The organism is Clostridium sp. (genome assembly GCF_029267215.1).
GTDB lineage: Bacteria > Bacillota > Clostridia > Clostridiales > Clostridiaceae > Sarcina.
Genome location: NZ_JARIDH010000038.1, coordinates 12767 through 38667 on the forward strand (window position 1 = coordinate 12767; position 25901 = coordinate 38667).

Genomic DNA, 25901 nt, shown 5'->3' on the forward strand with positions numbered 1-25901 from the left:
CAGCTAATAAAGCTGCCCGGAAAATACCATGTCCCCTTTATATAACAATATTAATTTTAACAACTACTATACATTTGTCAAGCAATTACAATTACTAGTTTTTAAATAAAAAAAGGCTTATATGACTATTTTTTTAACAACATCATATAAGCCTTAAAATTATCTAAACATTTAGAATAATCCTACTATTTCTCCATTATCTTTTATATCCATTTTATTAGCAGCTGGAACCTTTGGTAATCCAGGCATAGTCATAACATCTCCTGTTAAAACAACTATGAATCCAGCACCATTTGAAACCCTAACTTCTTTGACAGTTATATCAAAGTTCTTAGGTCTTCCTAAAAGACTAGGGTTATCTGATAAAGAATATTGTGTTTTAGCCATACATATTGGCAACTTATCTAAATTAAACTTTTCAATCTCACCTATCTGTTTAAGAGCTTGTGGAGTATAGTTAACTCCATTTCCACCATATATAGTTTGAACTATTTTTAAAACCTTATCCTGTATGCTTTCTTCTGAATCATATATAACCTTAAAGTTTGAAGGTTCGTTTTCCATAGTTTTTATAACTTTGTTAGCTAAATCTATTCCACCTTCTCCCCCTTTTTCCCAAACTTCAGTTAAGCTTACTTCAACACCTAAATTTTTGCAGAAGTCTTCAATAGTTTTAACCTCTTCATCTGAATCAGTTGTAAACTTATTTATTGCAACAACAACTGGAACTCCATATGATTTTATATTTTCAATTTGTTTTTCTAAATTTTCAATTCCCTTATTTAAAGCTTCTATATTAGGAATAGAAAGTTCTTCCTTCTTTACTCCACCGTGATGTTTTAAAGCCCTTATTGTAGCAACTAAAACTACACAATCAGGATTTAATTCACCATATCTACATTTAATATCTAAGAATTTTTCAGCACCTAAGTCTGCACCAAAACCAGCCTCTGTTATTGTTATATCACTCATTTTCAATGCTGTTTTTGTCGCTATTATTGAGTTGCATCCATGTGCTATGTTAGCGAATGGTCCACCATGTATAATTGCAGGTGTGTTTTCTAAAGTTTGAACTAAATTTGGTTTAATAGCATCCTTCATAAGTAATGCCATGGCACCGTCTACCTCTAATTCTTTAGCATAAACAGGTTCTCCATCTAAATTATAAGCAACAAGAATATTTCCCATTCTCTCTTTTAAATCTTCTAAATCCTTAGCCATGCATAATATAGCCATTATTTCTGATGCAACAGTGATCATAAATCCATCTTCTCTTAAGAATCCATTTATTTTTCCACCCATTCCAACAACTATACTTCTTAAAGCTCTATCATTCATATCAATTACTCTTTTAAATACAATTCTTCTTGAATCTATTTTTAATTTATTTCCCTGATGAATATGGTTATCTATAGCTGCACATAGAAGATTATTAGCTGATGTTATTGCATGCATATCACCTGTAAAATGTAAGTTTATATCTTCCATTGGAACAACCTGAGAATATCCACCACCAGCAGCTCCTCCTTTTATTCCAAATACTGGACCTAAAGAAGGTTCTCTTAAGGTAATAATAGTATTCTTGCCTATTTTATTTAAAGCTTGTCCTAAACCTACTGTAACTGTTGATTTTCCTTCTCCAGCAGGTGTTGGATTAATAGCTGTAACTAATACAAGCTTTCCCATTTTATTATTTTCTAATCTATTTATTGCTTCTAAAGATATCTTACATTTATATTTTCCATAAAGCTCAATATCATCTTCACTCAATCCTATTTTCTTAGCGATATCAACTATTGGCTCCATTTTTGCACTCTGTGCTATTTCAATATCATTCTTCATAACTTCCCACCTCATTTTAACTAATATATTTAATATTATAACCATATTTCCATAAAAAACAATGAATTTTAACGAATATTTAATCACAAAAATATAATATAGTTCGTGTGTTTAAATTTTAACTTTAATCAATTATAGTACATAAATTAATTTATTAAAATATCATAAATTAATTTTAATATTATAATTATAAAAAAGAGATGCTTTTAGCATCTCTTTAAAATATTTTATGAGTTTTTAAATATTTCTCTAAACTCATTTCCATCAATTTTTTCTTTTTCAAGTAATACATCAGTTACTGCATTTAATTTACTTATATTTTCTGTTAATAACACTTCTGCTCTATTATAAGCTTCATCTATTAACTTTTTGATTTCTTTATCAATCTTAGAAGCAGTTTCTTCACTAATATTACTGCTCTTTCCAATATCTCTACCTAAGAAAACTTCTCCGCCATCGCTTCCACCAAATGATATAGGTCCAATAACATCACTCATTCCATATTCCATAACCATACTTCTAGCAATGTGACTAGCTCTATCTATATCATTCTTAGCTCCAGCACTTATATCTCCAATAACCAATTTCTCAGCTACTCTTCCACCTAAAAGTTCAACCATTTTATCCTTAAGTTGCTTTCTAGATGTATGAGTTCTATCTTGATCTGGTAAATTCATTGTATAACCTGCAGCCATACCTCTTTGAATTATACTAATTTCATGAACTGGATCAGAATACTCTAACAAATTACTTACTACAGCGTGACCTGATTCATGTACAGCAGTTATTCTTCTATCATATTCGCTAACAACTCTACTTTTTTTCTCAGGACCTGCAATAACTCTTGTTATGGCCTCTTCTATATCCTTCATATCAATACTAATCTTGCCTCTTCTAACAGCAAGAAGTGCAGCTTCATTAGTTAAGTTTTCTAAGTCTGCACCACTAAAACCTGGTGTCATCTTAGCTAAAGTTTTTAAATCTATATCATTAGATAGATTTTTATTTCTAGTATGAACTTTTAAAACCTCTTCTCTACCTTTAACATCTGGTGCACCAACTAAAATTCTTCTATCAAATCTTCCTGGTCTTAATAATGCTGGGTCTAAAATGTCTGGTCTATTAGTCGCAGCTATCATGATTATTCCTTCATTAACACCAAAACCATCCATTTCAACTAGCAATTGGTTTAATGTTTGCTCTCTTTCATCATGACCTCCACCAACGCCAGCTCCTCTTTGTCTACCAACAGCATCAATTTCATCTATAAATATAATACATGGTGCATTCTTTTTTGCTTGTTCAAATAAATCTCTTACTCTTGAAGCACCTACCCCAACAAACATCTCAACGAAATCTGAACCTGATATACTAAAGAAAGGAACTCCTGCCTCCCCAGCTATAGCCTTAGCAAGGAGTGTTTTTCCTGTTCCAGGAGGTCCAACTAAAAGTACTCCTTTAGGAATTCTAGCTCCCATCTCTATATATTTTTTAGGTTGTTTTAAGAAATCAACAATTTCTTCTAACTCACCTTTTTCTTCATCAGCACCAGCAACATCCTTGAATGTTACTTTCTTTCCATCTAGATTCGCCATTTTAGCTTTACTTTTGCCAAAATTCATAACACCTCTATTTCCACCGCCTTGACCTTGCTGTGTCATCATTAAGAATCCAAATAAGAATAAACCCATTATAAGAACTGTAGGTATTATGTTAAACCACATTCCCATATTGCTAGGTGGTGTAAATTTTATGATGGTATCTACATCCTTATTATCTTTAATAAGATTATTTATCGTTTCTACAGATACATACGTTGTAAATCTTTTACCATCTTTGAGAACACCATCAATCATATCTTTATCTTCTCTTATTGTCATTGTTTCAACTTGATTACTAACAAAACTTTGCTTAAACTCACTAAATGGTATTAATTTACCTTGAGTGCCATTTCTATAGAAAGCAAATGCAAGTATCATTATTAAAGCAAGCCCTGCAATGTAAGTAACTAAATTAGGTATTTTTTTCATCTCTATGGCCCCCTCTCTGACTATCGTTTTAGAGAATTTTATTATAAGAATCTATATCTTATAATATTTTTTATTATTTTTTATAGATTTCTTCTTTTAAAGAACCTATGAAAGGTAAATTTCTATACTTTTCAGCATAGTCTATTCCATACCCAACTATAAATTCATCTGGTACATCAAATCCCTTATACTTAGTAAACACATTTGAAGTTCTTCTAGCTTCCTTATCTAATAAAGCAACTATTTCTATACTAGCAGCTTTTCTAGCTTTTAAGTATTCTAAAAGATAACTTAAAGTAGTTCCTGTATCAACAATATCCTCAACTATAAGAATATGTTTATTTTCTATATCACTATCTAAATCTTTTAAGATTCTTACTACACCTGATGTTTGAGCTGAATTTCCATAACTTGAAACAGCCATAAAGTCTATTTCACATGGGATAGTTATATTTTTTATTAAATCTGATGTAAATACAACTGAACCTTTTAATATTCCTACAACTAATAAATCTTTTCCATCGTAATCCTTACTAATCTCATCAGCCATTTCTTTCACACGTTTAGCTAATTGTTCCTCTGAGTATAAAACCTCTTTAATATCATTTCTTATGTCTTTTCTCATAATTAATTTCCCTTTCCTTTAAAAGTAATCTTTATTACCTTTTTAGTTTTATTTGTAACTTTAAAAGTTTCGCTAACATTGTGTCCTACTATCCAGCTTATTTCATCATTAAATATAACAAGTGGAATAAAATCTCTTTCATCTTTAGGTATCTTATTATTTATAAATATATCTTTTAGCTTTTTGGCACTCTTCATTCCTAAAGGAATTATTTTATCACCATTTTTTCTAAATCTAATATCTACACTGGAAATTTTATCATAATCAAAAGATTTTATAAATCTATCTTTTGAAAATTTCTCACCTTTTTTAAAATCTTCTACTTTTAGTTCATAAATTCCTAAAATTTCATCACTAATTGTTATTTCTTTGTTCACATCTAACTCTTCTTTTACGTTTTTTAAATTTAAAACCTTAGTCTCTTTCTCTTTTTTATCATCAATAAGTTTTATTCTTATCTGACCATATTCATTTAATGCAACAACACCATTAGTTATGTTTATTTGTTTTCCTGTTCCTTTTTCTTTTAATGATATTATGTCATGTATATGTTTCAATTCAAAATTTGAATGTTTTGAACTTACTTCAACTAAAGCTTTCTTTATTATTCTACTTAAAATAGCTTCTCTCTCTTTAAAAGCTTCTTCTTTTATAACCACACTATTTCTTTCTGAAATGCATAATTTAGGATATCTTTTTTCAACTTCTTCTTGAATAAATTCAACATCCTTACTACAACTATAAGCTAATCTATTTAAAGCTGTAACTATATCTGGATTAAAATTTTCTTGTATAAATGGTATTACTTTTAATCTAATCTTATTTCTTGAATATATATCTTCTAAATTAGTTTCATCTATTCTTGGGTTAATATTTTTCTTTTTACAATACTCCTCTATTTCATTTCTTCTTAAGACTAATATAGGTCTTATGAAAATTCCATCTCTAACTGGTCTAATTCCAACTAAGCCTTCTATTCCTGTTCCTCTTAAAGCCCTCATTATAAGAGTTTCAGCCTGATCATTAGCATTGTGTGCTATGGCTATCTTATCTAATGAGTGTTCTTCTTTAAGTTCTTCAAAAAATTTATATCTTTCTTCTCTTCCAGCCATTTCAGTTGAAATATTTCTTTCTTTACTTATCTTATTTATATCCACTCTTCTAACAAAGCATTTAATATTTAACTTTTGGCATAATTCTTGAACATACTCCTCATCACCTAAAGCACTCTCACCTCTTAAACAATGATTAACATGTGCCGCATAAATCTCTATATTTAATAACTCTCTCAATTCACTTAAAATATGTAACAGACATGCTGAGTCTGGTCCACCAGATAAAGCTACCAAAACCTTATCTCCACTTTGAATCATGGAGTTATCCTTTATAAATTCTTTAACTTTTTTTATCATGTAACTCACTCCATAAATATTATATTTTGCCTTAATATTATAACACATAAATTAAAGCTTATGTTTTCGAAAAAGTTCGTATTTAGAAAATTACCTTTTTCTACTTAATTAATATTTATTATTTTTAACTTTTGTTAGTTTGTACATAAATATAAAGTACATACAAAACTAAACTTAAAAGATTTATTAAATTCTCGCTGTTGTATGCACTTTATCAAAAAACATATTAAACACTCAATTTAATTTATACCAAAAATCTTTGATACAACAACCGTCATATCATCCTTAGCTTTTCCACCACTTAATTCTTTAGCTTTTTCTAATATAGCTACCGATAATTCTTTAGGCTGTTTGTAACTAGTCTCCTTTAAAAACTTAATTAGCCAAGTAGTATCAAAACTACCATCATTCTTAACATCTAATATTCCATCACTTATATTTATAATGAAATCTCCACTGCCAACATTTTTTTCTACAATATCTATATCTGGTTCTTCTAATACTCCAAAAGGAAGCGTGTTAGCATTTATAACTTCTACTTTGTTTCCTCTTTTTATAAAACTTTCTATGGCTCCAACCTTCATAAATTTAACATCACCAGTATATAAATCAATCTTACTCATATCTAATGTAGAGAATTTTTCATCCTCACTAAATTTTATACTCATAATTGCATTAACAGCATCAATTGCTATCTTTTCATCAAAACCAACATCCATAAACTTTTCTATTATCTCTACGGAAATTTTACTTTCAAGACCTGCTTCTGGACCTGATCCCATACCATCTGATATTACAGTTATATAATTACCATCCTTAGTTCTAGCCCAAGTATAAGAATCTCCTGTAAACTTCTCACCCTCTTTAGTTGCAACAGCAGCATGAGAATTAACATGATATTTTGGAGCTTCTTCTATGATAAACTCACACATATTAGTTTTAACATTAATATTGCATCCATCACTTCCTATACTCATTTTTTTACCAATGGTTTCACTTATAATAGGAAGTATTGTTTTTATACAGCTTTGAGACCCCATACAATTTTCAGCTTGCATTTTTATTTTTATTCTTCCATTTTTATCGTTATAACAAAGTAAATCTCCAAAACGAATTCCATATTTTAAAAGAGATTTCTTAATATTTCTCTCAATGTCAGTACATAAGTGAATTTCACTTCCAAACTCATCAACAATTTCTCCAATTGTTAATGACATATTATTTATGTGGTTAGAAAGTATTTTTCTCCCCTCTCCCATTCTACTTCTTAAAGTTTCATTTATCATATAAACATTCATTATATCTTCTAAATTTTTCATTAAAGCATATTTTTTAATACACTTCTTCTCAAGTTCATTAGGGAAAACCCCAATATTATTTTCATAATTACTTATTAAATCTGCAAAAGAATTATAAGTTTGATGTAACTCTCTCTTCCAACACATATATCTCATATCACAATCACTACATGTTCTATCAGATAAATTTTCAACTAAAGCATGCCCTTTATTCTTTATTGATAGTTTTTCATTTCCAACAAGACTATTTAATGATCTACTCATCATCACTAAAACTTCCGTAAAATCTCTTAATTTATATGTTAACTCATCTTTTATTTTATTAAACCTCTCTTCATTAAAGTGATCTTCTTTTCTTTCTTTATTTATTTCTAAAGCAATTTTTTTATAAATCTTTTTAGGAACAAATAAAAATGCTACTGTTCCAATTACAACCTCAGTGAATATAACACTATTAAATAAACCAGAATATAAGGTTACGATTACAAAAATTATGTTAAATGAAAGAGCAGTTAATAACTTTCCTGACTCTCTAAATATTCCTGCTACAAGACCACAAGCTCCATATATAGCTATTTCCTCTAACAAATTTCCAGTAGTAAACCCAAGAATTATCCCCATAGTTATTCCTGCACCAGCACCCATATTAGTATCTGAAATAAAAGCTACAACTATTGTAAATAAAACAGCTACTATATTTCTAAAGCTTACACCACCAATTCCTATTGTTCCAATCCCAACTATTATTAAACATAAAAATAATTCTATACTTACTATTTCATCCATTGAAAAGAAATGCTGAGTGTTTATCTCCTCAACACATTTTAAAGTATAATTTATAATATAAAAAATAGGATAAACTAAGGCAGTAACTGCGATTGCGCTTATTAATGTAATAGCAAGATCAACTTCTCCAATTAAAAAGTCATAAACAAATAAAACAAAAAAAATCAAAATAAAATTTGATAAATTACTTGTTTTGTTCTTCATTTTTGTCATAGAAAAAATAGTTAGTAAAGCTGTAGTTATTATGTAAGCTGGAAAGTTTATTAATTTACTAAACAAAGTTGCATAGCCTAAAATAACCCCTAAACTTGATATAACTATATATTTTCTTTCATAATTTGATATAGCAATTAAATAAGCTAGTCCAAATGGAGCCAAACCTTGTATTGCTCCAAAGTTCATATCTAAATAAACTCTACTAATTAACCCCCCTACAACTAAAGCTATTATTAATCCCACCTTAGAAAGCTCTATATTTACACCTTTTTTTACATTTTCCGTATTCTTTACTCTTTTGTAATTATCAAAATTAACCTCATACTGCATCTTTACCCTCCTAACCTTCAATCTTTATCAACATTATATCAAGATTAAAAGGAAATATTTGTAATTTACTGTTGGAGTATTTTATTTTTTTAAGACATAATAAAACAAATAAATTTTAAAACTATATATATTTATGATTTAATTTATAATTTAATTACCAATTTAATGGAAATTACAATTTTATCAACTAACTTATTGTCGTATAAAAAGATATTTATGTTTTTACTTTTCAAATTTGTTGAATAAATGAATTCTGTTTTATTAAAATATTGAAATTATTTTTAGACAAGTTATATAGAATTTACTTATAATAGTAAATATAAATTTATTATATAAAGAATTATTTATAACAGTTAGTAGTATTTTTATATCAAAATAAAATTTTACTTTTGATAACAAAAAAACTCATCTTAAATAAGATGAGTTTTGGTGCCGAAGACCGGAATCGAACCGGTACGATGTGTTAGCATCGCAGGATTTTAAGTCCTGTGCGTCTGCCAGTTCCGCCACTTCGGCATATATTAAATTTAAATGGTAGCGGGAACAAGATTCGAACTTGCGACCCTTCGGGTATGAACCGAATGCTCTAGCCAGCTGAGCTATCCCGCCATGTGGTTGCGGGGGCAGGACTTGAACCTACGACCTTCGGGTTATGAGCCCGACGAGCTACCAACTGCTCCACCCCGCGATATTTGGTGCCGAAGACCGGAATCGAACCGGTACGATGTGTTAGCATCGCAGGATTTTAAGTCCTGTGCGTCTGCCAGTTCCGCCACTTCGGCATTTATTTTTGTGTTGGTGTGTTTCCCAACGACAAGATTTATTATACATAAGCATAGAGGTACTGTCAACATATTTTTATAAGTTTTTTTCAAAAATTATATTAAACATTCTCTATCCCTTATAAATACTAGGTTTTACTTTTATAAAAATCTAAAACAACTTTTAATATAACAATAATTTTGCCTATAATTATTGAAAAATGTATGCAAAAAAATAAAATCTCTTAGATACCTAAGAGATTTTTAAATCAAAACTATATTGATTTTCTTTTTCTTTGTTTAATATCTTGATGTTTCTTAACGTCTTGAAGTCTTTCTTCACTATCTTTTAAGAATCTTGACATTATATCTTCAAAGTTTTGTTTTGGCTTAGCTTTTCTTTCTCTATCATTTTTCCAATCAACTTCTGCTGGTTTAACAGATTTTTTCTTTGGTGGCATAGCTTGCTTTATTGATAAGCTTATTTTACCTTTATCATCAACTGATAATACTTTAACTTTTACTTTGTCATCTTCTTTAAGATGTTCTCTTATATCTTTAACATAAGTGTCAGCTACTTCAGATATATGAACTAAACCTGTTTTTCCTTCCACTTCAACAAACGCACCAAAGTTTGTGATGTTAATTATTCTACCCTCTAATATGTTTCCTGCCATTAAGGTCATGTTTAAAAGATTCCTCCTTAAATTTATAAATAAAATATATGTTATTTTTACTAATAACCTTATTTCTTTTGCTTGTTCTATTGTTAATCACTACTTTTATTATCTTGAGGTGAATCTGAATTTGTTATAACTTTTTCTCCCTCTTTGATCATACCTAATCTTTCTCTAGCCATTTTTTCTATGTATTCATCTGTTGAAGACTGGCTCACTTCATTTTGTAGTTTTTTATTTTTATCTTTAAGCTCATTAAGTTGAGTTTGTTTTGCTTGTATATCTTTTTGTATTTTATTCATAGTAATTTCTTGTCTAATATAAGATATAACGAATATAGAAATCAATATGATTACTACCACATTCTTTAAAGTCATTCTTTTTTTCACACTTATATCCTCCATACGTTAAATGTATGTATAAGTCTATTGTAAACACTATTATACCTTAATTCAAGCAAATTTTCCCTTACTCCATAACATTTTTAGCTTGTGAATGTATTTTTAAATGTATATCTTATATTTTTGAATATTATTCTAATATACTTTAATAGTATAGCTAAAATTTTATGTTGTATTCTTCTAAAATATTTAGATATGGTTTTTAAATATATTATTAATGTTAAACCCATAAAAATATAAACATACATTCCTAAAAAAGCGAAATTAAATTTAAGTAAGAAAACAAAAATAAATAAACTACACCAAACCCAAAATAAAATATCCTCTGTTATAATTAGTACCTTACTTTTACAAGCTCCTCTAACTTCCCTATATATATCAAACAAAAATCCTATTATTATTCCAGATATTATTGCAAAAATAACTATCCTAAATTGAATATTTATATCTAAAAGCATACTCCCCACCTATTTGAATATTTTTGAAATTAAATTTCTCCCTCTCTTAAACTTTTTTTTCTTATTCATATAATTGATATTAGTTATATATCCACCTATTATTACCTCCCCATTTTGAACATCTAACTTATTCATCTTAAGTCCAGTTCCCTTTATCAAAAGAGGTCCCAATGCAGTTTTTAAACTTATTTTTTCCTCATCAAAATTTATAACTTCATTCACTCCAGTAATTGATAAAAGCTTTCTATTTTCTAAAGACATACAACTGTTACTTTCCATAGGTTTAACTTCATTTTTCTTTTCAGCCATAAGAAAACCTCCTATGCACAAATTATTTATCCTCTCTTAAGATTATTCATTTTTACAAAAAAAAATGACTAATATAATTCTTAAATTACATTAGTCATTAGCCATACTAACTTAAAGAATACCATACTATTCAGTATCTTCTTCTCCTTCTAATATTACATACATATCTTTAGCATTTTCTTTTCTAACATGCTCTGCTATATTTACAACCTTAGCTTTTAATGTTCTATTACCAAATAAAATTTCTATGATATCATCTTCTTTAATATCATTTGAAGGTTTTGCAACTTTTCCATTTATTATTACTCTTCCACTTTCACAAGCTTCTTTGGCAACAGTTCTTCTTTTTATTATTCTTGAAACTTTTAAATATTTATCTAATCTCATCTTATTCATCCCTTTCTTAAAAATAATATATAATTAAACCTATTTAATTAAAACAAAAACTCTTTATATTGCTAAAAAAGCCCGAGTAAGACTCGGGCTTTTCTAAAGTTAGATTAACACAACTTATTTATTATAAATTAAGCGTTAACTCTTTCTTTTAATTCTTTACCTGGCTTGAATACTGGAGCTATTGAAGCAGGTATTTTTATAACTTCTTTAGTTCTTGGGTTTCTTCCTTCTCTCTCAGCTCTTACTCTAGTTTCGAAAGTTCCGAATCCAACTAATTGAACCTTATCTCCGCCTTCTAAAGTTTCAGTAACGCTTTCTATGAATGCTTTTAAAGCTAATTCAGCATCTTTTTTAGTTAAGTTGCTTTTTTCAGCCATGCTTGTTATTAATTCTGCTTTATTCACTTTTACATCCTCCTTAAAATTCCAGTTCTTTACTGCAATAATTGTTTACTAGCTATACAATTCAACTAGTATCAACTTATATTATCATAATACATATTTCTTTGTATAGTCAATACTTTCAATTTTTACCCTAAAATACTGATATTTTTGTATTTTAAAAAATTTTTATATTTTTTTATTATTTACTAAACTACAAATTTATAAAAACTATTGTTTTTCTCTCTTTTTAGCTTCTTCCCATAATTCATCCATTTCTTCTAAAGTCATATCATTTAAATCCTTATTTTTCTTTAAAGCTTCACTCTCAATAAAAGAAAATCTTTTTATAAACTTCTTAATTGTTTTATCTAAAGCTAATTCCCCATCAACTTCTAAGAATCTAGCTACATTTATACAAGCGAAAAGTAGGTCTCCAACTTCACCTTCTATTATTGACTTATCTCCTGAATTATAAACATCTTTTATTTCATTTAATTCTTCTTCAACCTTATCCATAGCAGATTTTACATCATCCCAATCAAATCCAACTTTTTTAGCCTTCTTTTGAACCTTGTAAGCTCTAGTTGTTGCAGGAAGTGATTTTGCTATGCTTTCCATTTCCTCAGTCAAAGTTTCAATTCCTTTTTCTTCTTTTTTAATTTCATCCCAATTCGCTACAACTTCTTCTGAATTTTCTGCTTTTCCATCAGAAAAAACATGAGGATGTCTATTTATCATTTTATTTGAGATAGCACCTATTACATCCATAATATCAAAATATCCATCTTCCTTAGCTATGGAAGCATGGAATACTACTTGAAGTAATACATCTCCTAATTCTTCTATTAAAGCATCATCATCCTCACTTTCTATGGCATCTAAAACCTCATAACACTCCTCAATAAGTGCAGATTTTAAACTTTCATGAGTTTGTTCTCTATCCCAAGGACAACCCTCTGGACTTCTTAAAACTTCTATTATATTTAATAAGTCTTGAAAATCTTTTTTATTATCTAAATCCTTTGGAATATATATAGAAGTTAAATAATCTATATCCTCTTGCCAATCTAATTCATAAAGAGGTATTTTTCTTATACTTTCTAACCCCTCAATACCAGCAGCTCTAACGAATATTATCTCTGTATCTTCATCATATCCCTCTAAAAGTCTTAACTTAACCTCTGATGCTATAAAGTTATTGTAAACCTGAGTTATTATTGTCCCAACTCTCTTATCTAAAATTTGATTTTTCATATCAAAAGCATCAACAATCTTAACCCCTTCTATTGGATCGACCTGTAATGCTTCCATCATTGCATCAACAAAGCTAACAGCTGGTAATATCTCATATTCAACATCATTTTCTTTACAAAGATTTATTAAGTTTAAAACTGATTTTTCAGCAACCAAGGGATGTCCTGGAACTGCATATATTAAATCCTCATCCTTATTAATTTTTGTCATTAAATCTTCTGCAATATATTTATAAACATCATCAAAGCTATCATGCATTTCATAAGCATGATCATATGTTTTAAACTTTATACCCTCTTCTTTAAGGAAATCTACTGTTGGATGTTTTTCGGTTCTAAAATATATGTTTTTATTATTTTTTAATTCTTTTAAAGCACCAATTGTTAAGGCTTCATAAGCCCCTGGTCCTAGACCCATTATCTTAAGCATTTTCCATTCTCCTTCGCACTTTATAAATCTTAATTCTTTAGTCGTCCTTTAATTTCTTCAATACTAAATATTTTAAGCACCACCAATGATATCATATATATAATAATACCCACAAATATAGCTATTAAGCAAGCTATGCCGTTATTTCCACTATATTTTAACCCTTTTGAATATAAATATAAAACACACCATATCATAAGTCCTGAAGCGAAGAATGGTTTTACTACTACATTTATTAAATTTGGAAAATAACCAAATTTTCTAGCCATATAAATTAAATTTAATATCATAACCACTGAATAAGATACTATTGTCGCAATAACAGCCCCATAGATATTTAAAGATGAAATAGGAACAAGTTTCAAAGTTAAAATTATTTTTATAAAGCAAGCCATCAACAAGTGAATTATAGGTCTATAATAATAGCCCATTCCTTGAAGTATAGAAGTTGTTATATGAGTTATTATTAAAAATGGAACACTTATAGATAGATATTTTAAGATCATAAATCCATCTGCTTTTCCTGGAAATAATAAATTTAAAATAGGTTCTGCCATAAAAAAAAGACCTAAAAAACAAGGAATTGAAACAATCATACAAAGCTTCATAGTTGTATTAATCTTTTCTTCAACCTGCCTTTTATTTTTAAGTGCATAAAGTTCAGATATTATAGGAATTATAGAAGCTGCTAATGCCACTGCTAATGTCATAGGAATATTAGTAAATACAGTGGCTTTTCCTGTTAACTGGGCATATAAAATCGTAGCTTCTTGTCCACTTAATCCAGCTTCTAAAAGTTTTTGAGGAACTAAAACTGAATCTATTACACCCATAATACTTCCTACTGCTGCCCCAACTGAAATAGGTAATGCAACACTTACTATTTCCATAAATATTTTATGACTTCCACTTAAATTTCTAAAATTATATTCTCTCTTTACTTTCAAATATTTAGGAACTAAATATAATGAAGCTATGAATGCCCCTGCAACAGCACCAAAAGCTGCCCCACCTGATGAATATTCTATACCTTTTTTAAGTAAAATATAAGCTAGTCCAACTCCAACAACCACTCTTCCTATTTGCTCTAAAATCTGTGATATTGCAGTTGGTGTCATATTTTGAAATCCTTGAAAAAAACCTCTTATAGGTGTTATTAATCCTATAAAAATAGGTGCTAAACATATTCCTAAAATAGAATAATAAGCCTTATCATCCCATTTAAGAAATGGTAATAAAAGCTTTCCACCTATAGCTAAGAAGATACTTGTCCCAATCCCAAGTAAAATCATAATTTTCAAGGCTTCCTTAACCACTTGAAAGCTTTCCTCATATCTTCCTAATGCATTCTTTTCTGAAACTAATTTTGAAACTGCTATTGGAATTCCCGCTGCAATAGCTACAAATAACATATATAAAGGATATGTCATCTGATAATATCCAAGCCCTTCATCTCCTATAAGCATTATTAAAGGCCATCTAAAAAATATGCCAAGAAACTTGGCTAAAATACCCGCACTAGCAAGAACAAGACTACCTTTTATAAGGGATTGTTTCTTCATAAAATACCTCCAAATTTAAAAACTAAACTAATTTATATTATTGTAAATTTAGAGGTATTATTACTGTTTAAGATATAAATATTACATTATAATAACTATTTTTTATTATTGTTCCATTTGTTTTCCTAAGAATGAAGCCGCAGTTTCTGCTAATTTCTGTTCTACTTCACCTAATACTTTACCTTCTTTAGAAAGAATTGTTACAGAACCAATAGTATCTCCTTCTGCTAAAATAGGAGCTATAACCTGGCTACTATACTTACTTTCTTCATCATCGCCATACATAGGTATAACCTTTTTATTGTCAACTCCTAGTATAATAGATTTTCTTTTTTCCATTATATCCTCTAATTCGTCACTAATTTTTCTTTCTATAAATTCTTTTTTAGGAGTTCCACTTACAGATATAAAAGCATCATTATCTGATATAAGAATAATATGCCCAGTTGATTGCTGAAGCGCCTCAGCATACTCTTTTGAAAAATCAGTCAACTCTCCTATAGGTGAATATTTTTTAAGTATCACTCCACCTTCCCTATCTGTAAAAATCTCTAAAGGATCTCCCTCTCTTATTCTTAAAGTCCTTCTAATTTCCTTAGGTATTACAACTCTACCTAAATCATCAATACGTCTTACTATTCCAGTGGCTTTCATTTGTTATGTACCTCCCTATATAAATGTTAATTACTAATCTTTGTCTACATTAATAGTATTTAATTTATTTGAAATTTTATACACATTGATTATATTTATCTTATATTTCATATTACTAACCAATTAATGAAAAGTTTTAAACAAAATAAAAAAAGCCTGTAGATTAAAATTCTACAGGTCTAAAAAGATTATTTATTTAATTTTAAGCCTTCACTTAATTTATCATCATAAGTTTTAACATTAAGCTCTTTTTCCCATTTACTAATAGTTTTTTGTAATTCAACACTTTCTTTTTGTTGTTTTAAAACTCTCATGATTTGAGGTTTAACATCATCAAATGATTCTTGAGCACCTTTATCATATATATTTCCAGCTTTAATTATATGATATCCAAATTGAGTTTTTACAGGTTTTGAAACTTCTCCTGTTTTTAAAGTTTTCACTGCATCCTCAAATTCTTTAACCATTCCTGAATTTTCATAAGTTACTAAACCTAAATCTTCAGCAATAGGTTTTTTATTTTCTTCTTTATTTTTTGAATACTCATCATATAATTTTTCAAATGTTGTTTTACCTGATGTTATTTCATCATATGCTTTTTGAGCCTCAGCCTCATTTTCAAATAATAAATGTTTTATCATTATACCTTTATCTTTTGCAACAAACTGAGCTTTATTTTCATCATAGTATTTTTTAGCTTCTTCATCTGTTACTTTAATATCTTTTTTTGCATAATTAATAGCAGATTCAGCTATTGTATTTTCTTTTATAAACTCTTTAAAACTATCTTGAGTAAAGCCTTCGCTTTCTAATATTTTATCAAAATTATCTCCATAAGCTTTCTTTATGTTATTAAATTGATCATCAACTTGTTTTGTTAATTCTTCACCTTTTGGTGCGACACCTAATTTTTCAGCTTCTATACCTAAAACTTTTGTACTAACCATACCTTGTAAAGTACTTTTTCTTTGTTGTAGGATTTGTTGAGCAACATCTGGATTTTCTTTATAATTCTTACCATATTGAGTTTCTAATTGCTTAAACATTCCTTGTAAATGTGTATCAACCTCTCCTATTGTAATCTTTTCTCCGTTAACTGTAGCTACAGTAGTCTTATCAATAGCTGCCTGAGTCTTTTCCACCATTCCACAACCAACAGCTGTGAACATCAAAGCTCCAACTAATGCAGATGCTACTACTTTTTTTACACTTACCATTTTAATACCTCGCCTTTCTCCGATTATTAATTTACATAATATTCTAGTCAGATTCCATTTTAGTATATCAATGTTACAATAATATTTCAATTTATAAATTCTTAATTATTTAAGACTAATATACCATCTAACATTTCCTTAAATGTAGATAATATATCCTCTTTCTTTTTCTCTTTTCCTCTGTACATAAACATAGGTTTTGAACCAAATTGAATTAATATATCATCCTTATAATTTTCCATTAAGAATTTAAATATATTCTTATCCGTTCTTTCTCTACTTTCAAATGTAAAATGTATTTCCTCATTCTTCTCTTTTATCTCTTCAATATTTAAAAGTTTAGCTTTACTTTTTATATAAGCTATATCCATAAGATTAAATACCGTACCTGGAATATTAGCAAATCTATCCTCTAATTCTTCTCTTACATATTCATAATCTTCTTCATTTTCTATGGCTGCAATCTTTTTATAAATTTCAATTTTTTGAATTTCATCTTTTATATAATTTGATGGAATAAATGCATCTACCTTTAAATCAACAACTGTTTCAACAGGTTCTCTTTCAATTTCACCTTTTATAATTTTTATAGTATCTTCTAACATTCTACAATACAAATCATATCCTATTGATGCCATATGTCCATGCTGAGCTGAACCCATCATATTACCAGCACCTCTAATTTCAAGATCTCTCATTGCAATCTTAAATCCTGATCCTAGTTCTGTGAAATCTTTTAAAGCTTTAAGCCTCTTCTCTGCAACCTCTGTTAATACCTTATCTCTTTGATATAGGAAGTAAGCATATGCAACCTTATTACTTCTACCAACCCTTCCTCTAAGTTGATAAAGCTGAGAAAGACCCATCTTATCAGAATCATTAACAATCATAGTATTAACATTTGGAATATCTATTCCTGTTTCTATAATAGAAGTACAAACTAAAACATTATATTTTTTCTCCATAAAATCTATCATTTCAGTTTCTAACTGTCTTTCAGTCATTTGTCCATGTATAATAGTAGCTTTACATTCTGGTACAAGTTCTTGAATATAACTTGCTACCTCCTGTATGCTCTCTACTCTATTATGAACAAAAAATACTTGACCATCTCTATTTATTTCTCTTAAAATTGCATCTCTTATAAGTTGATCATTTTGTTCAACAACATATGTCTGAATAGGATATCTATTTTCAGGCGGAGTTTCTATTACAGAAATATCCCTAACCCCTGTAAGTGACATATGAAGTGTTCTAGGTATTGGTGTTGCACTCAATGTTAAAACATCAACATTTTTTTGGAAATTTTTAATTTTTTCTTTCTGAGCAACTCCAAATCTTTGCTCTTCATCAACTATAAGAAGTCCTAAATCTTTAAATTTAATATCCTTAGAAACCAATCTATGAGTTCCTATTAGAATATCTACATTTCCTTCTTTTAAGGATTTTAATGTTTCTGTTTGTTGTTTTTTAGTTCTAAATCTACTAATCATATCTATAGTTATTGGGAAACCAGCAAATCTCTTTTTCATATTTTTATAATGTTGTTCTGCAAGTATTGTTGTAGGAACAAGAAATGCAACCTGTTTTCCATCCATAACAGCCTTAAATGCCGCCCTCACTGCAACTTCAGTCTTTCCATATCCAACATCTCCACAAAGTAATCTATCCATTACTTTATTTGTTTCCATATCACCTTTTATATCTTCAAGTGCTGATAATTGGTCTGGAGTTTCTTCATATGGAAATTCATCTTCAAATTGCTTTTGCCACTGCGTATCCTTAGTAAACTTATATCCTTTTACAGTTGATCTTTCTGCATAAAGTTTAACTAAATCACCAGCTATATCATTAATAGATTTTCTAACCTTAGCCTTAGCCTTTTGCCATTCATTACCTCCAAGTTTACTTATCTTTGGAGAAGCACTATCTGACCCAATATATTTTTGAACCAAGTCTAACTGTTCAACTGGAACATAAAGCTTATCACCCTTTGAATACTCAATATCTAAGTAATCTCTTTTATGTCCTTGAACTTCAATTTGTTTAATCCCTTTATAAACACCTATTCCACTATTTACATGAACAACATAATCTCCAGGCTTAAGTTCAGCAAAACTCTTTATTTTAGAAACACCCTTAGTTTTCTTTTTCTTAGTTCTTTTGCTTTTTTTACTCTCACCAAAAACACCTTTGTCTGAAATTAAAGAAATTTTCAAATCTGGATATTCAAATCCTTTATTTTGATCACCAAAAGTTATAACAACTTCTCCATCTAAAATTTCATCAACTTCATCTTTGTAAACACTTTCTATATCAAGATCTCTTAAGGTATTAACAAGTCTTTCTCCTCTTGGTCTTGTTCCTGATAATATAAGAGTTTTAAACCCATCTTTTTTCTTTTTTCTTATATCCTCTATAAGCATTTCAAGCTGACCTTGATATCCACTCATAGTACTTTGCTTAATTTCAATATTATTTATTGTTTCAAAAAGACCACCACTTTCTCCAAAAGGAGTTAAAGCTATTAATTTATTACTCTTAAACTCTTCCTTAACAAAGTCAGCGCTCAAGCTTAAGTTTATTTGAGAAGGAAGTATATTTCCTCTCTCCAAAAATGCTTCATAATTTTCATGAAATTCAAAAATTGTACTATCTAATTTTCCCTTACATCTTTTTGCATCATCAATTATAAAAGCATAATTCTTAAAATAGTCAAATAAAGTCGCAGGTTTTTCAAAGAAAAATGGAAGATAACTATCAATTGTTTCAAAACTCCAATTTTCTTTTAAAGATTCAATATTTCTTTCAATAATACTTCTTAGTCTACTTTTAACTTCATTATCTGAAACTTTTTCTTCAAATTCATTAAGTTCTTTTTTCATTTTATCTATAGCAAAATCTATAGTTTCTTTATCTAATATTATTTCTTTTGCTGGGAATATTTCTGCTTTCTTAACCTTTTCAATACTTCTTTGTGATTCCACATTAAAAGTTCTAATAGAATCTACTTCATCACCAAAAAGTTCTATTCTATAAGGATTTGTTGCATTAGGTGGAAATACATCTAGTATTCCTCCCCTTAATGAAAATTCTCCCTTACCTTCAACTGTTTCTAATCTTTCGAATCCTGATTCAACAAGCTTTTGAGAAATTTCTTTTAAATCTAATTCATCTCCAAGCTTAATCTTTAATACATGACTCTTAAATAATTCCTTAGGAGTATATATTGCATCGAAAGCATCTATAGAAGTGACAATTATTTTTTTATTACTTCTTAATATTTCTTTTATTACTTTTAATCTAGCCCATCTTAAATCACCAGAAATTGCATCTATGTTATAAAAAACAATCTCTCTTGAGGGAAGATAATAAACGTTAGGTAAATAAAAAGATAAATCTTCATATATATTTCTAGCCTCAATATCATTATGAGTAACAATAACCATTGGTCTATTTGTCGCTTCATATATTCCATTTATAAAATAACTCTTACCTGAATCTGATAATCCACTTATCATTAAAGGATAACTTTCTCTTTCTATAAAAGATTTAACCTTTTCAAAAGAATCACTATTTAATAAAGGAGTCATTAACCCCTGTAACCTCAATCTAAACACCACCATTCTAAAAAATAAAATAAATTATTCTACTGTAACTCCATTAAACTTATTCATAGATTCTTTAGCATCATATTTAACTATTTCAGCTATAGCATCACTTACTACTGGAATCACCTTTTCTATTAGTTCTCTGTCTTCTTTCACAAATTTACCTAAAACATGATTAACTAAATTATCTTTAGGTTGTCCTACACCAACTTTAACTCTTGGGAATACATCTCCACCAAGATTTTGTATTATGCTCTTTATTCCATTATGTCCGCCAGCACTACCTTTTTCTCTTATTCTTAATTTTCCAATCTCTAAACTTATATCATCATAAACCACTATTATTTCATCATTCTCTAACTTATAGAATTTAGCTAACTCTCTTATACTATCTCCACTTAAGTTCATATATGTTAAAGGTTTTAATAAAATAACCTTTTTATTTTCTATAAATCCTTCACCACAAAGACCTTTAAATTTTTCCCTATTTACATCAATTTTATACTTATCTGCCATATAATCAATCACGTCAAATCCAATATTATGTCTAGTATGTTCATACTGTTTTCCAGGGTTTCCTAATCCAACTATTAAAATCATAATTGACCTCCATATATTTAAATTAAATTTATATTTATTTTAATTAAACCATTCTTTAATTATACTTTTACTATTACTATAAAACAATAAAAAACCCTCCACAAAAAACTTACTGTGAAGGGCTATTATTTTCTATAAATCTCTAATGTAAAGTTACAGAAATTTCTTTAACAATTTCTCCTCTTATAACTTTAACCTTTATAATATTACCTACTGAATGTTTCTTTAGAATCTCTGCTAATTCCTCAATGTTCTTAACTTTCTTTCCATCAACTTCTGTTATTATATCAGTAGGATGTATTTCAGCATTAAATGCATTACCACCTTTATCAACATCTTCTACATAAATACCATAGACATTATGCTCTTCATCATCAACAGTGGTTCCTGTAATGCCTAGTGTAACACCTAATTTAACTTCACCTTCTCTAATTATAGAATCGGCTACTCTCAAAGCATCATTTATTTCTAATGCATAATATACTCCATTCTTATGAAATTTATTTGTAAAATACAAACTATTTATTCCAACAACTATTCCATTATAATCACATAATATACCTGCATTATTTTCCGCATTTATCAAAGAAGTTGTTTCGATAACATCAAAAACTTTAGAACCTGAATGATTTTCTTCTCCTAAAGTCACCTTTTTAATTGGTGATGTAAGTATTCCATTAGCTACAAAACCTACAGGTTCCTCTGATGTAACATTACCAATGGTTGCAAGTCTCTCACCAACCTCTAAAGCCTCTAACTGAGAAGTAGAAATACTTCTTAACTCACCAGATTCTATCTTTAAAACCGCCAAATCAGTTTCTTTATTAAATCCAATATTAGTAGCTTTAAATGGTTTTACATCATTACTTGATAATTTAACATATATTTCTTTAAAATTCTTAACTGAACTATAACTAGTTAATATGTATCCATCTGATCTTATAACTATCCCAGAAACATTATTTCCATTATTTTTTTCTGCAAACAATCCCTCTTTATTATCACCTATTGTAACTATACTATCAGCTGATTGATTCACTAATTTTGTAATATCATATCTACCATCTTTTATTTTATTCAAAATACTATTTTTTTGCTGTTCCAAACTAAGATCTTTAGTATAATGTTTGAAAGCTAGAAATGATATAACTATAATCAATAGAATAAATCCTATTAATTTTGAAATACTTTTCACCCAAAATTTTGTTTTATCTTTTTTAATCACTATATTGTCATAGTTATTTTCTTTAATGTCATGGAGATCCTTCCCCTTTTTAGAGCCTTTTAAAAATTTCCCCATAAAGACCTCCTATGCAATATTTTATTTAACTTTAGTTAAAGTAAAATTAAATCTAACACCTTTTATTTCGCCATTTTTATCTTTAACATTTTCAGCCCAAATCTTCTCTTCAAGTTGTAAAATTATATTTCTAACTATTGATAATCCTAATCCCGTGCTAGTCTTATTACTTCTAGCCTTATCAACTTTATAGAATCTATCCCAAATATGAGCTAAATCATGTTCAGAAATACCATTACTAGTGTTAAATATACTAACAATAACTTTACTTCCTTTTGTTTTAGTTGATACTTTAACTTTACCATTTTCAACACAATATTTAACAGCATTATCAACTAAATTTGTAACAACCTGTATAAGTCTATCATTATCTCCATAAACATATTGTTTATCACTTTCTAAAACCACTTCTATTTTAACATTTTTATCAGCAGCTTTTTGCTTCATCTTTAATACAGTTGTTTCTATTATTCTATTTAACTCTAACTCTGAAATATTAAACTCTAATTTACCAGCTTGCATAGCAGATAAATCTAACAAGTCATTAATAAGTCTAGTTAGTCTACCAATCTCATCATTAACTATATTAAGATAATATCCCTCTTTATCTCTTGGAATAACCCCATCTAAAATAGCTGTTATAAATCCTTTAATAGATGTCATCGGTGACCTAAGTTCATGGGAAACATTTGATATAAACTCTCTTCTATTAAGTTCAGCCTCTTCTAATGAAGTAGCCATTATATTAAATGACTCTGCTAACTCACCTACTTCATCATCATAAGAAAGATTAACTCTATTTCCAATTTCTCCATTAGCAATTTTCTTAGCAGCATTATTTATTACATTTAAAGGTTTTATAATTATTCTCTTAGATATAAAGTATATTGCTAAACTAGAAAATATTATGGCAATAGCAACACATATCCAAACGATTTGATTCATTCTAGCTAATGAAGAGGATAATACACTAAGTGGTGTTACAATAGAAACTGCTCCTATAAAGAAACCTTTATTGAATATAGGTTTAGAATAAACAAATTCTTTTTTATCCTTTTGTTCAATAGTTTTCCCCTCTCTCAAACTACTCATTTCTGTATCATCAACTTTAGTGTATTTCAAATATTCATACTCATCATTAGAAATTGAATATATATATCCATATCCATCAATCACATAAATATCTACATTTAAAGAATTAGCTATAAACTTTATAGATTTATTAAGTTCTTCTAAAGTAGATCCATTCTTCATATATGAATTAACAACTTGTTCAACTACCTCAGCTTCCCCTGATAAACTTTTTAATCTTTCTTGGTAATACTCCTCTTTAAAAAGACTAGATAGAATAATACCTACAATAAAAAAGGTAATACATATTGTTATGCTTAGTGTTAAAATTAACTTTGGTACTAAGCCACGATACTTCATTATTTCACCTCAAATTTATATCCTACACCCCAAACAGTTTCAAGTTGCCAATCTTCTCCACCATTTAATTTTTCTCTTAATCTCTTGATGTGAACATCAACTGTTCTTGAATCTCCTGGATAATCATATCCCCAAACTTCACATAATAATTGATCTCTTGTAAATACTTTATTTTTATTACTTGCAAGATAGTGTAATAATTCAAACTCTTTTGGCGGAGTTTTAACTTCTTCTCCGTTGTATATAACTTTGTATGAATTAGCATCTATAGTTAAACCTGGGAAGTTTAATACTACATTATCTGGTTCTTCTCCTGAATATCTTCTCATAACAGCTTTTACTCTAGCTAATAATTCTTTTGGTTCAAATGGTTTAACAACATAATCATCTGCACCTATTTCTAAAGCTAAAACTTTATCAAAAGTTTCTCCTTTAGCAGTTAACATAATAACTGGAACATTGCTATCTTTTCTTATCCATTTTAAAACTTCCATACCATCTATTCCTGGTAACATCATATCTAATACAACTAGATTTGGGCTAAAGTTTACAAATTCCTCTTTAGCAGCCTTTCCATCATGAGCTACTCTAACATTATATCCAGTAGTTTCCAGATACATTTTTATAACTTCACATATATTTTCATCATCATCTACGATTAAGATTTTTCCTAATAAACCTTCCATAAAATTCACCTCTTAAAATCCTTTCTGTAACTTTGTACATTCATCCTTATTTTATGTGTTTTAATACTTTTAAATTAGTGAAATTTACATTTCACTAATTATTAATGTATATAAATAAAGTGTAAAACATTTATTCAATTTTATCAATTTATAATTAACAAAATTATTTTTTTTTTACATTTTAATCAAATTTAAAGGTTTTTGTTAAAAAAAAGTTTCAAATTTTAATTATTTTATAAAAAAAAGAGCGTATACTCGCTCTTTTTCCTAGTCTTGGAATAATCCACTTAATGGTTCATCATCATAAATTCTTCTTATTGCATCTGCCATAATAGGAGCTACTGATAATGAATTAAATTTTTCTAAGCCTTCTATGTTTGGAAGAGCTATTGTATTTAACATAACTAATTCTTCAATTGCGCAACTATTTATCCTTTCAAAAGCTGGTCCTGATAAAACACCATGAGTACAACATGCATATACATTCTTTGCACCTAAATCTTTTAATGCATTGGCTGCATTTGCTATTGTTCCTGCAGTATCTATCATGTCATCTATTAATATACAAACCTTATCCTTAACATCTCCAATGATGTTCATTATTTCAGATACATTTGCCTTTGGTCTTCTCTTATCAATTATAGCTATAGGAGAATTAAGTTTATCAGCAAACTTTCTAGCTCTTGTTACTGATCCTAAATCTGGTGATACAACAACTACATCTTCTTTATCAGCTAATCCTTTTTCTACAAAATAATTTGCTAATATTGGCGAACCTAATAAATGATCCACTGGTATATTGAAATAACCTTGTATTTGAGCAGCATGTAAATCCATTGTTAGGACTCTGTCAGCACCTGCTGCTGTCAGTAAATCAGCTACTAGCTTAGCTGTTATTGGATCTCTTGATTTAGCTTTTCTGTCTTGTCTTGCATATCCATAGTAAGGTATAACTGCATTTATTCTTCCTGCTGATGCTCTCTTAAATGCATCTATCATTATTAACAACTCCATTAAGTTATTATTTACAGGACTGCAAGTTGATTGAACTATGAATACATCACACCCTCTAACAGACTCTTTTATATTTACTGAAATTTCTCCATCACTAAAAGTAGTAACCTCAGCTTTTCCTAATGGTACACCTAATTCCTCTGAAATTTCTTTAGCTAACTCTGGATGTGAGTTGCCAGTAAATATTTTAATATTTTTTAAATGATTTTCCATTTAATG

The 25901-nt window shown here is 28.6% G+C and carries 21 protein-coding genes and 4 tRNA genes; all 25 read right to left on the reverse strand.

Translation table 11 applies throughout. The annotated features are described in order from the left end of the window. Nucleotides 1-171 precede the first annotated feature (171 nt). The 25 genes from Q1K13_RS06190 to Q1K13_RS06310 all read right to left on the reverse strand — a co-directional run bounded on the left by Q1K13_RS06190 (nt 172) and on the right by Q1K13_RS06310 (nt 25895). A complete protein-coding gene (locus tag Q1K13_RS06190) occupies nt 172-1842 on the reverse strand; it encodes a formate--tetrahydrofolate ligase (protein WP_300348552.1) in 1671 nt (556 codons plus the stop codon). Between the two features lie 227 nt (nt 1843-2069). Continuing rightward, nucleotides 2070-3872 carry an ATP-dependent zinc metalloprotease FtsH gene (ftsH, locus tag Q1K13_RS06195; RefSeq protein WP_300348553.1) on the reverse strand — a complete coding sequence of 601 codons (1803 nt, stop codon included), beginning with the start codon at nt 3870-3872 and terminating at the stop codon, nt 2070-2072. 73 nt (nt 3873-3945) lie between these two features. Then, nucleotides 3946-4497, reverse strand: coding sequence for a hypoxanthine phosphoribosyltransferase (gene hpt, locus Q1K13_RS06200; RefSeq protein WP_300348554.1), 552 nt, complete (start codon nt 4495-4497; stop codon nt 3946-3948). A gap of 2 nt (nt 4498-4499) precedes the next feature. After that, nucleotides 4500-5909 carry a tRNA lysidine(34) synthetase TilS gene (gene tilS, locus Q1K13_RS06205; protein WP_300348556.1) on the reverse strand — a complete coding sequence of 470 codons (1410 nt, stop codon included), beginning with the start codon at nt 5907-5909 and terminating at the stop codon, nt 4500-4502. A 239-nt stretch (nt 5910-6148) separates the two neighbouring features. Further along, nucleotides 6149-8539, reverse strand: a complete 2391-nt coding sequence (spoIIE, locus tag Q1K13_RS06210) for a stage II sporulation protein E (RefSeq protein ID WP_300348557.1) — start codon at nt 8537-8539, stop codon at nt 6149-6151. Between the two features lie 427 nt (nt 8540-8966). Then, nucleotides 8967-9055, reverse strand: a tRNA-Leu gene (locus tag Q1K13_RS06215). A gap of 16 nt (nt 9056-9071) precedes the next feature. Beyond that, nucleotides 9072-9148: transfer RNA gene (locus tag Q1K13_RS06220), tRNA-Met, on the reverse strand. Nucleotides 9149-9151: 3 nt separating this feature from the next. Continuing rightward, a tRNA-Met gene (locus tag Q1K13_RS06225) sits at nt 9152-9227 on the reverse strand. Nucleotides 9228-9232: 5 nt separating this feature from the next. Then, a tRNA-Leu gene (locus Q1K13_RS06230) sits at nt 9233-9321 on the reverse strand. A gap of 254 nt (nt 9322-9575) precedes the next feature. Further along, nucleotides 9576-9986: a S1 domain-containing RNA-binding protein gene (locus tag Q1K13_RS06235; protein ID WP_300348559.1), complete on the reverse strand. Its 411-nt coding sequence runs from the start codon at nt 9984-9986 to the stop codon at nt 9576-9578. Between the two features lie 83 nt (nt 9987-10069). Then, entirely contained in the window at nt 10070-10366 is a 297-nt protein-coding gene (locus Q1K13_RS06240) for an FtsB family cell division protein (RefSeq protein WP_300348560.1), read from the reverse strand. 95 nt (nt 10367-10461) lie between these two features. Continuing rightward, a complete protein-coding gene (gene yabQ / locus Q1K13_RS06245) occupies nt 10462-10836 on the reverse strand; it encodes a spore cortex biosynthesis protein YabQ (RefSeq protein ID WP_300348562.1) in 375 nt (124 codons plus the stop codon). Nucleotides 10837-10845: 9 nt separating this feature from the next. Continuing rightward, complete coding sequence (gene yabP / locus Q1K13_RS06250) at nt 10846-11145, reverse strand: sporulation protein YabP (RefSeq protein ID WP_300348563.1); 300 nt, start codon at nt 11143-11145, stop codon at nt 10846-10848. A 126-nt stretch (nt 11146-11271) separates the two neighbouring features. Then, complete coding sequence (locus tag Q1K13_RS06255) at nt 11272-11532, reverse strand: RNA-binding S4 domain-containing protein (RefSeq protein ID WP_300348564.1); 261 nt, start codon at nt 11530-11532, stop codon at nt 11272-11274. A 137-nt stretch (nt 11533-11669) separates the two neighbouring features. Continuing rightward, on the reverse strand, nt 11670-11945 hold the full coding sequence (locus Q1K13_RS06260; RefSeq protein ID WP_300348566.1) for an HU family DNA-binding protein: 276 nt from the start codon (nt 11943-11945) through the stop codon (nt 11670-11672). Nucleotides 11946-12152: 207 nt separating this feature from the next. Continuing rightward, entirely contained in the window at nt 12153-13607 is a 1455-nt protein-coding gene (gene yabN, locus Q1K13_RS06265; RefSeq protein ID WP_300348568.1) for a bifunctional methyltransferase/pyrophosphohydrolase YabN, read from the reverse strand. A 29-nt stretch (nt 13608-13636) separates the two neighbouring features. Further along, complete coding sequence (locus tag Q1K13_RS06270; RefSeq protein WP_300348569.1) at nt 13637-15169, reverse strand: putative polysaccharide biosynthesis protein; 1533 nt, start codon at nt 15167-15169, stop codon at nt 13637-13639. A gap of 105 nt (nt 15170-15274) precedes the next feature. Further along, nucleotides 15275-15823 (reverse strand): stage V sporulation protein T, encoded by a 549-nt coding sequence (gene spoVT / locus Q1K13_RS06275; protein ID WP_300348570.1) that lies wholly within the window; start codon nt 15821-15823, stop codon nt 15275-15277. Nucleotides 15824-16011: 188 nt separating this feature from the next. Beyond that, nucleotides 16012-17040, reverse strand: coding sequence for a peptidylprolyl isomerase (locus tag Q1K13_RS06280; protein ID WP_300348571.1), 1029 nt, complete (start codon nt 17038-17040; stop codon nt 16012-16014). 101 nt (nt 17041-17141) lie between these two features. Continuing rightward, nucleotides 17142-20651, reverse strand: coding sequence for a transcription-repair coupling factor (gene mfd, locus Q1K13_RS06285; protein WP_300348572.1), 3510 nt, complete (start codon nt 20649-20651; stop codon nt 17142-17144). A gap of 33 nt (nt 20652-20684) precedes the next feature. Then, complete coding sequence (gene pth / locus Q1K13_RS06290) at nt 20685-21251, reverse strand: aminoacyl-tRNA hydrolase (RefSeq protein ID WP_300348573.1); 567 nt, start codon at nt 21249-21251, stop codon at nt 20685-20687. A gap of 142 nt (nt 21252-21393) precedes the next feature. Further along, on the reverse strand, nt 21394-22551 hold the full coding sequence (locus tag Q1K13_RS06295; protein ID WP_300348574.1) for a S1C family serine protease: 1158 nt from the start codon (nt 22549-22551) through the stop codon (nt 21394-21396). A gap of 21 nt (nt 22552-22572) precedes the next feature. Next, complete coding sequence (locus tag Q1K13_RS06300; protein WP_300348575.1) at nt 22573-23982, reverse strand: sensor histidine kinase; 1410 nt, start codon at nt 23980-23982, stop codon at nt 22573-22575. Beyond that, a complete protein-coding gene (locus Q1K13_RS06305; protein ID WP_300348576.1) occupies nt 23982-24668 on the reverse strand; it encodes a response regulator transcription factor in 687 nt (228 codons plus the stop codon). The genes Q1K13_RS06300 and Q1K13_RS06305 overlap by 1 nt, the downstream gene beginning before the upstream one ends. Nucleotides 24669-24935: 267 nt before the next feature. Next, a complete protein-coding gene (locus tag Q1K13_RS06310) occupies nt 24936-25895 on the reverse strand; it encodes a ribose-phosphate diphosphokinase (protein WP_300348578.1) in 960 nt (319 codons plus the stop codon). Nucleotides 25896-25901 lie beyond the last annotated feature (6 nt).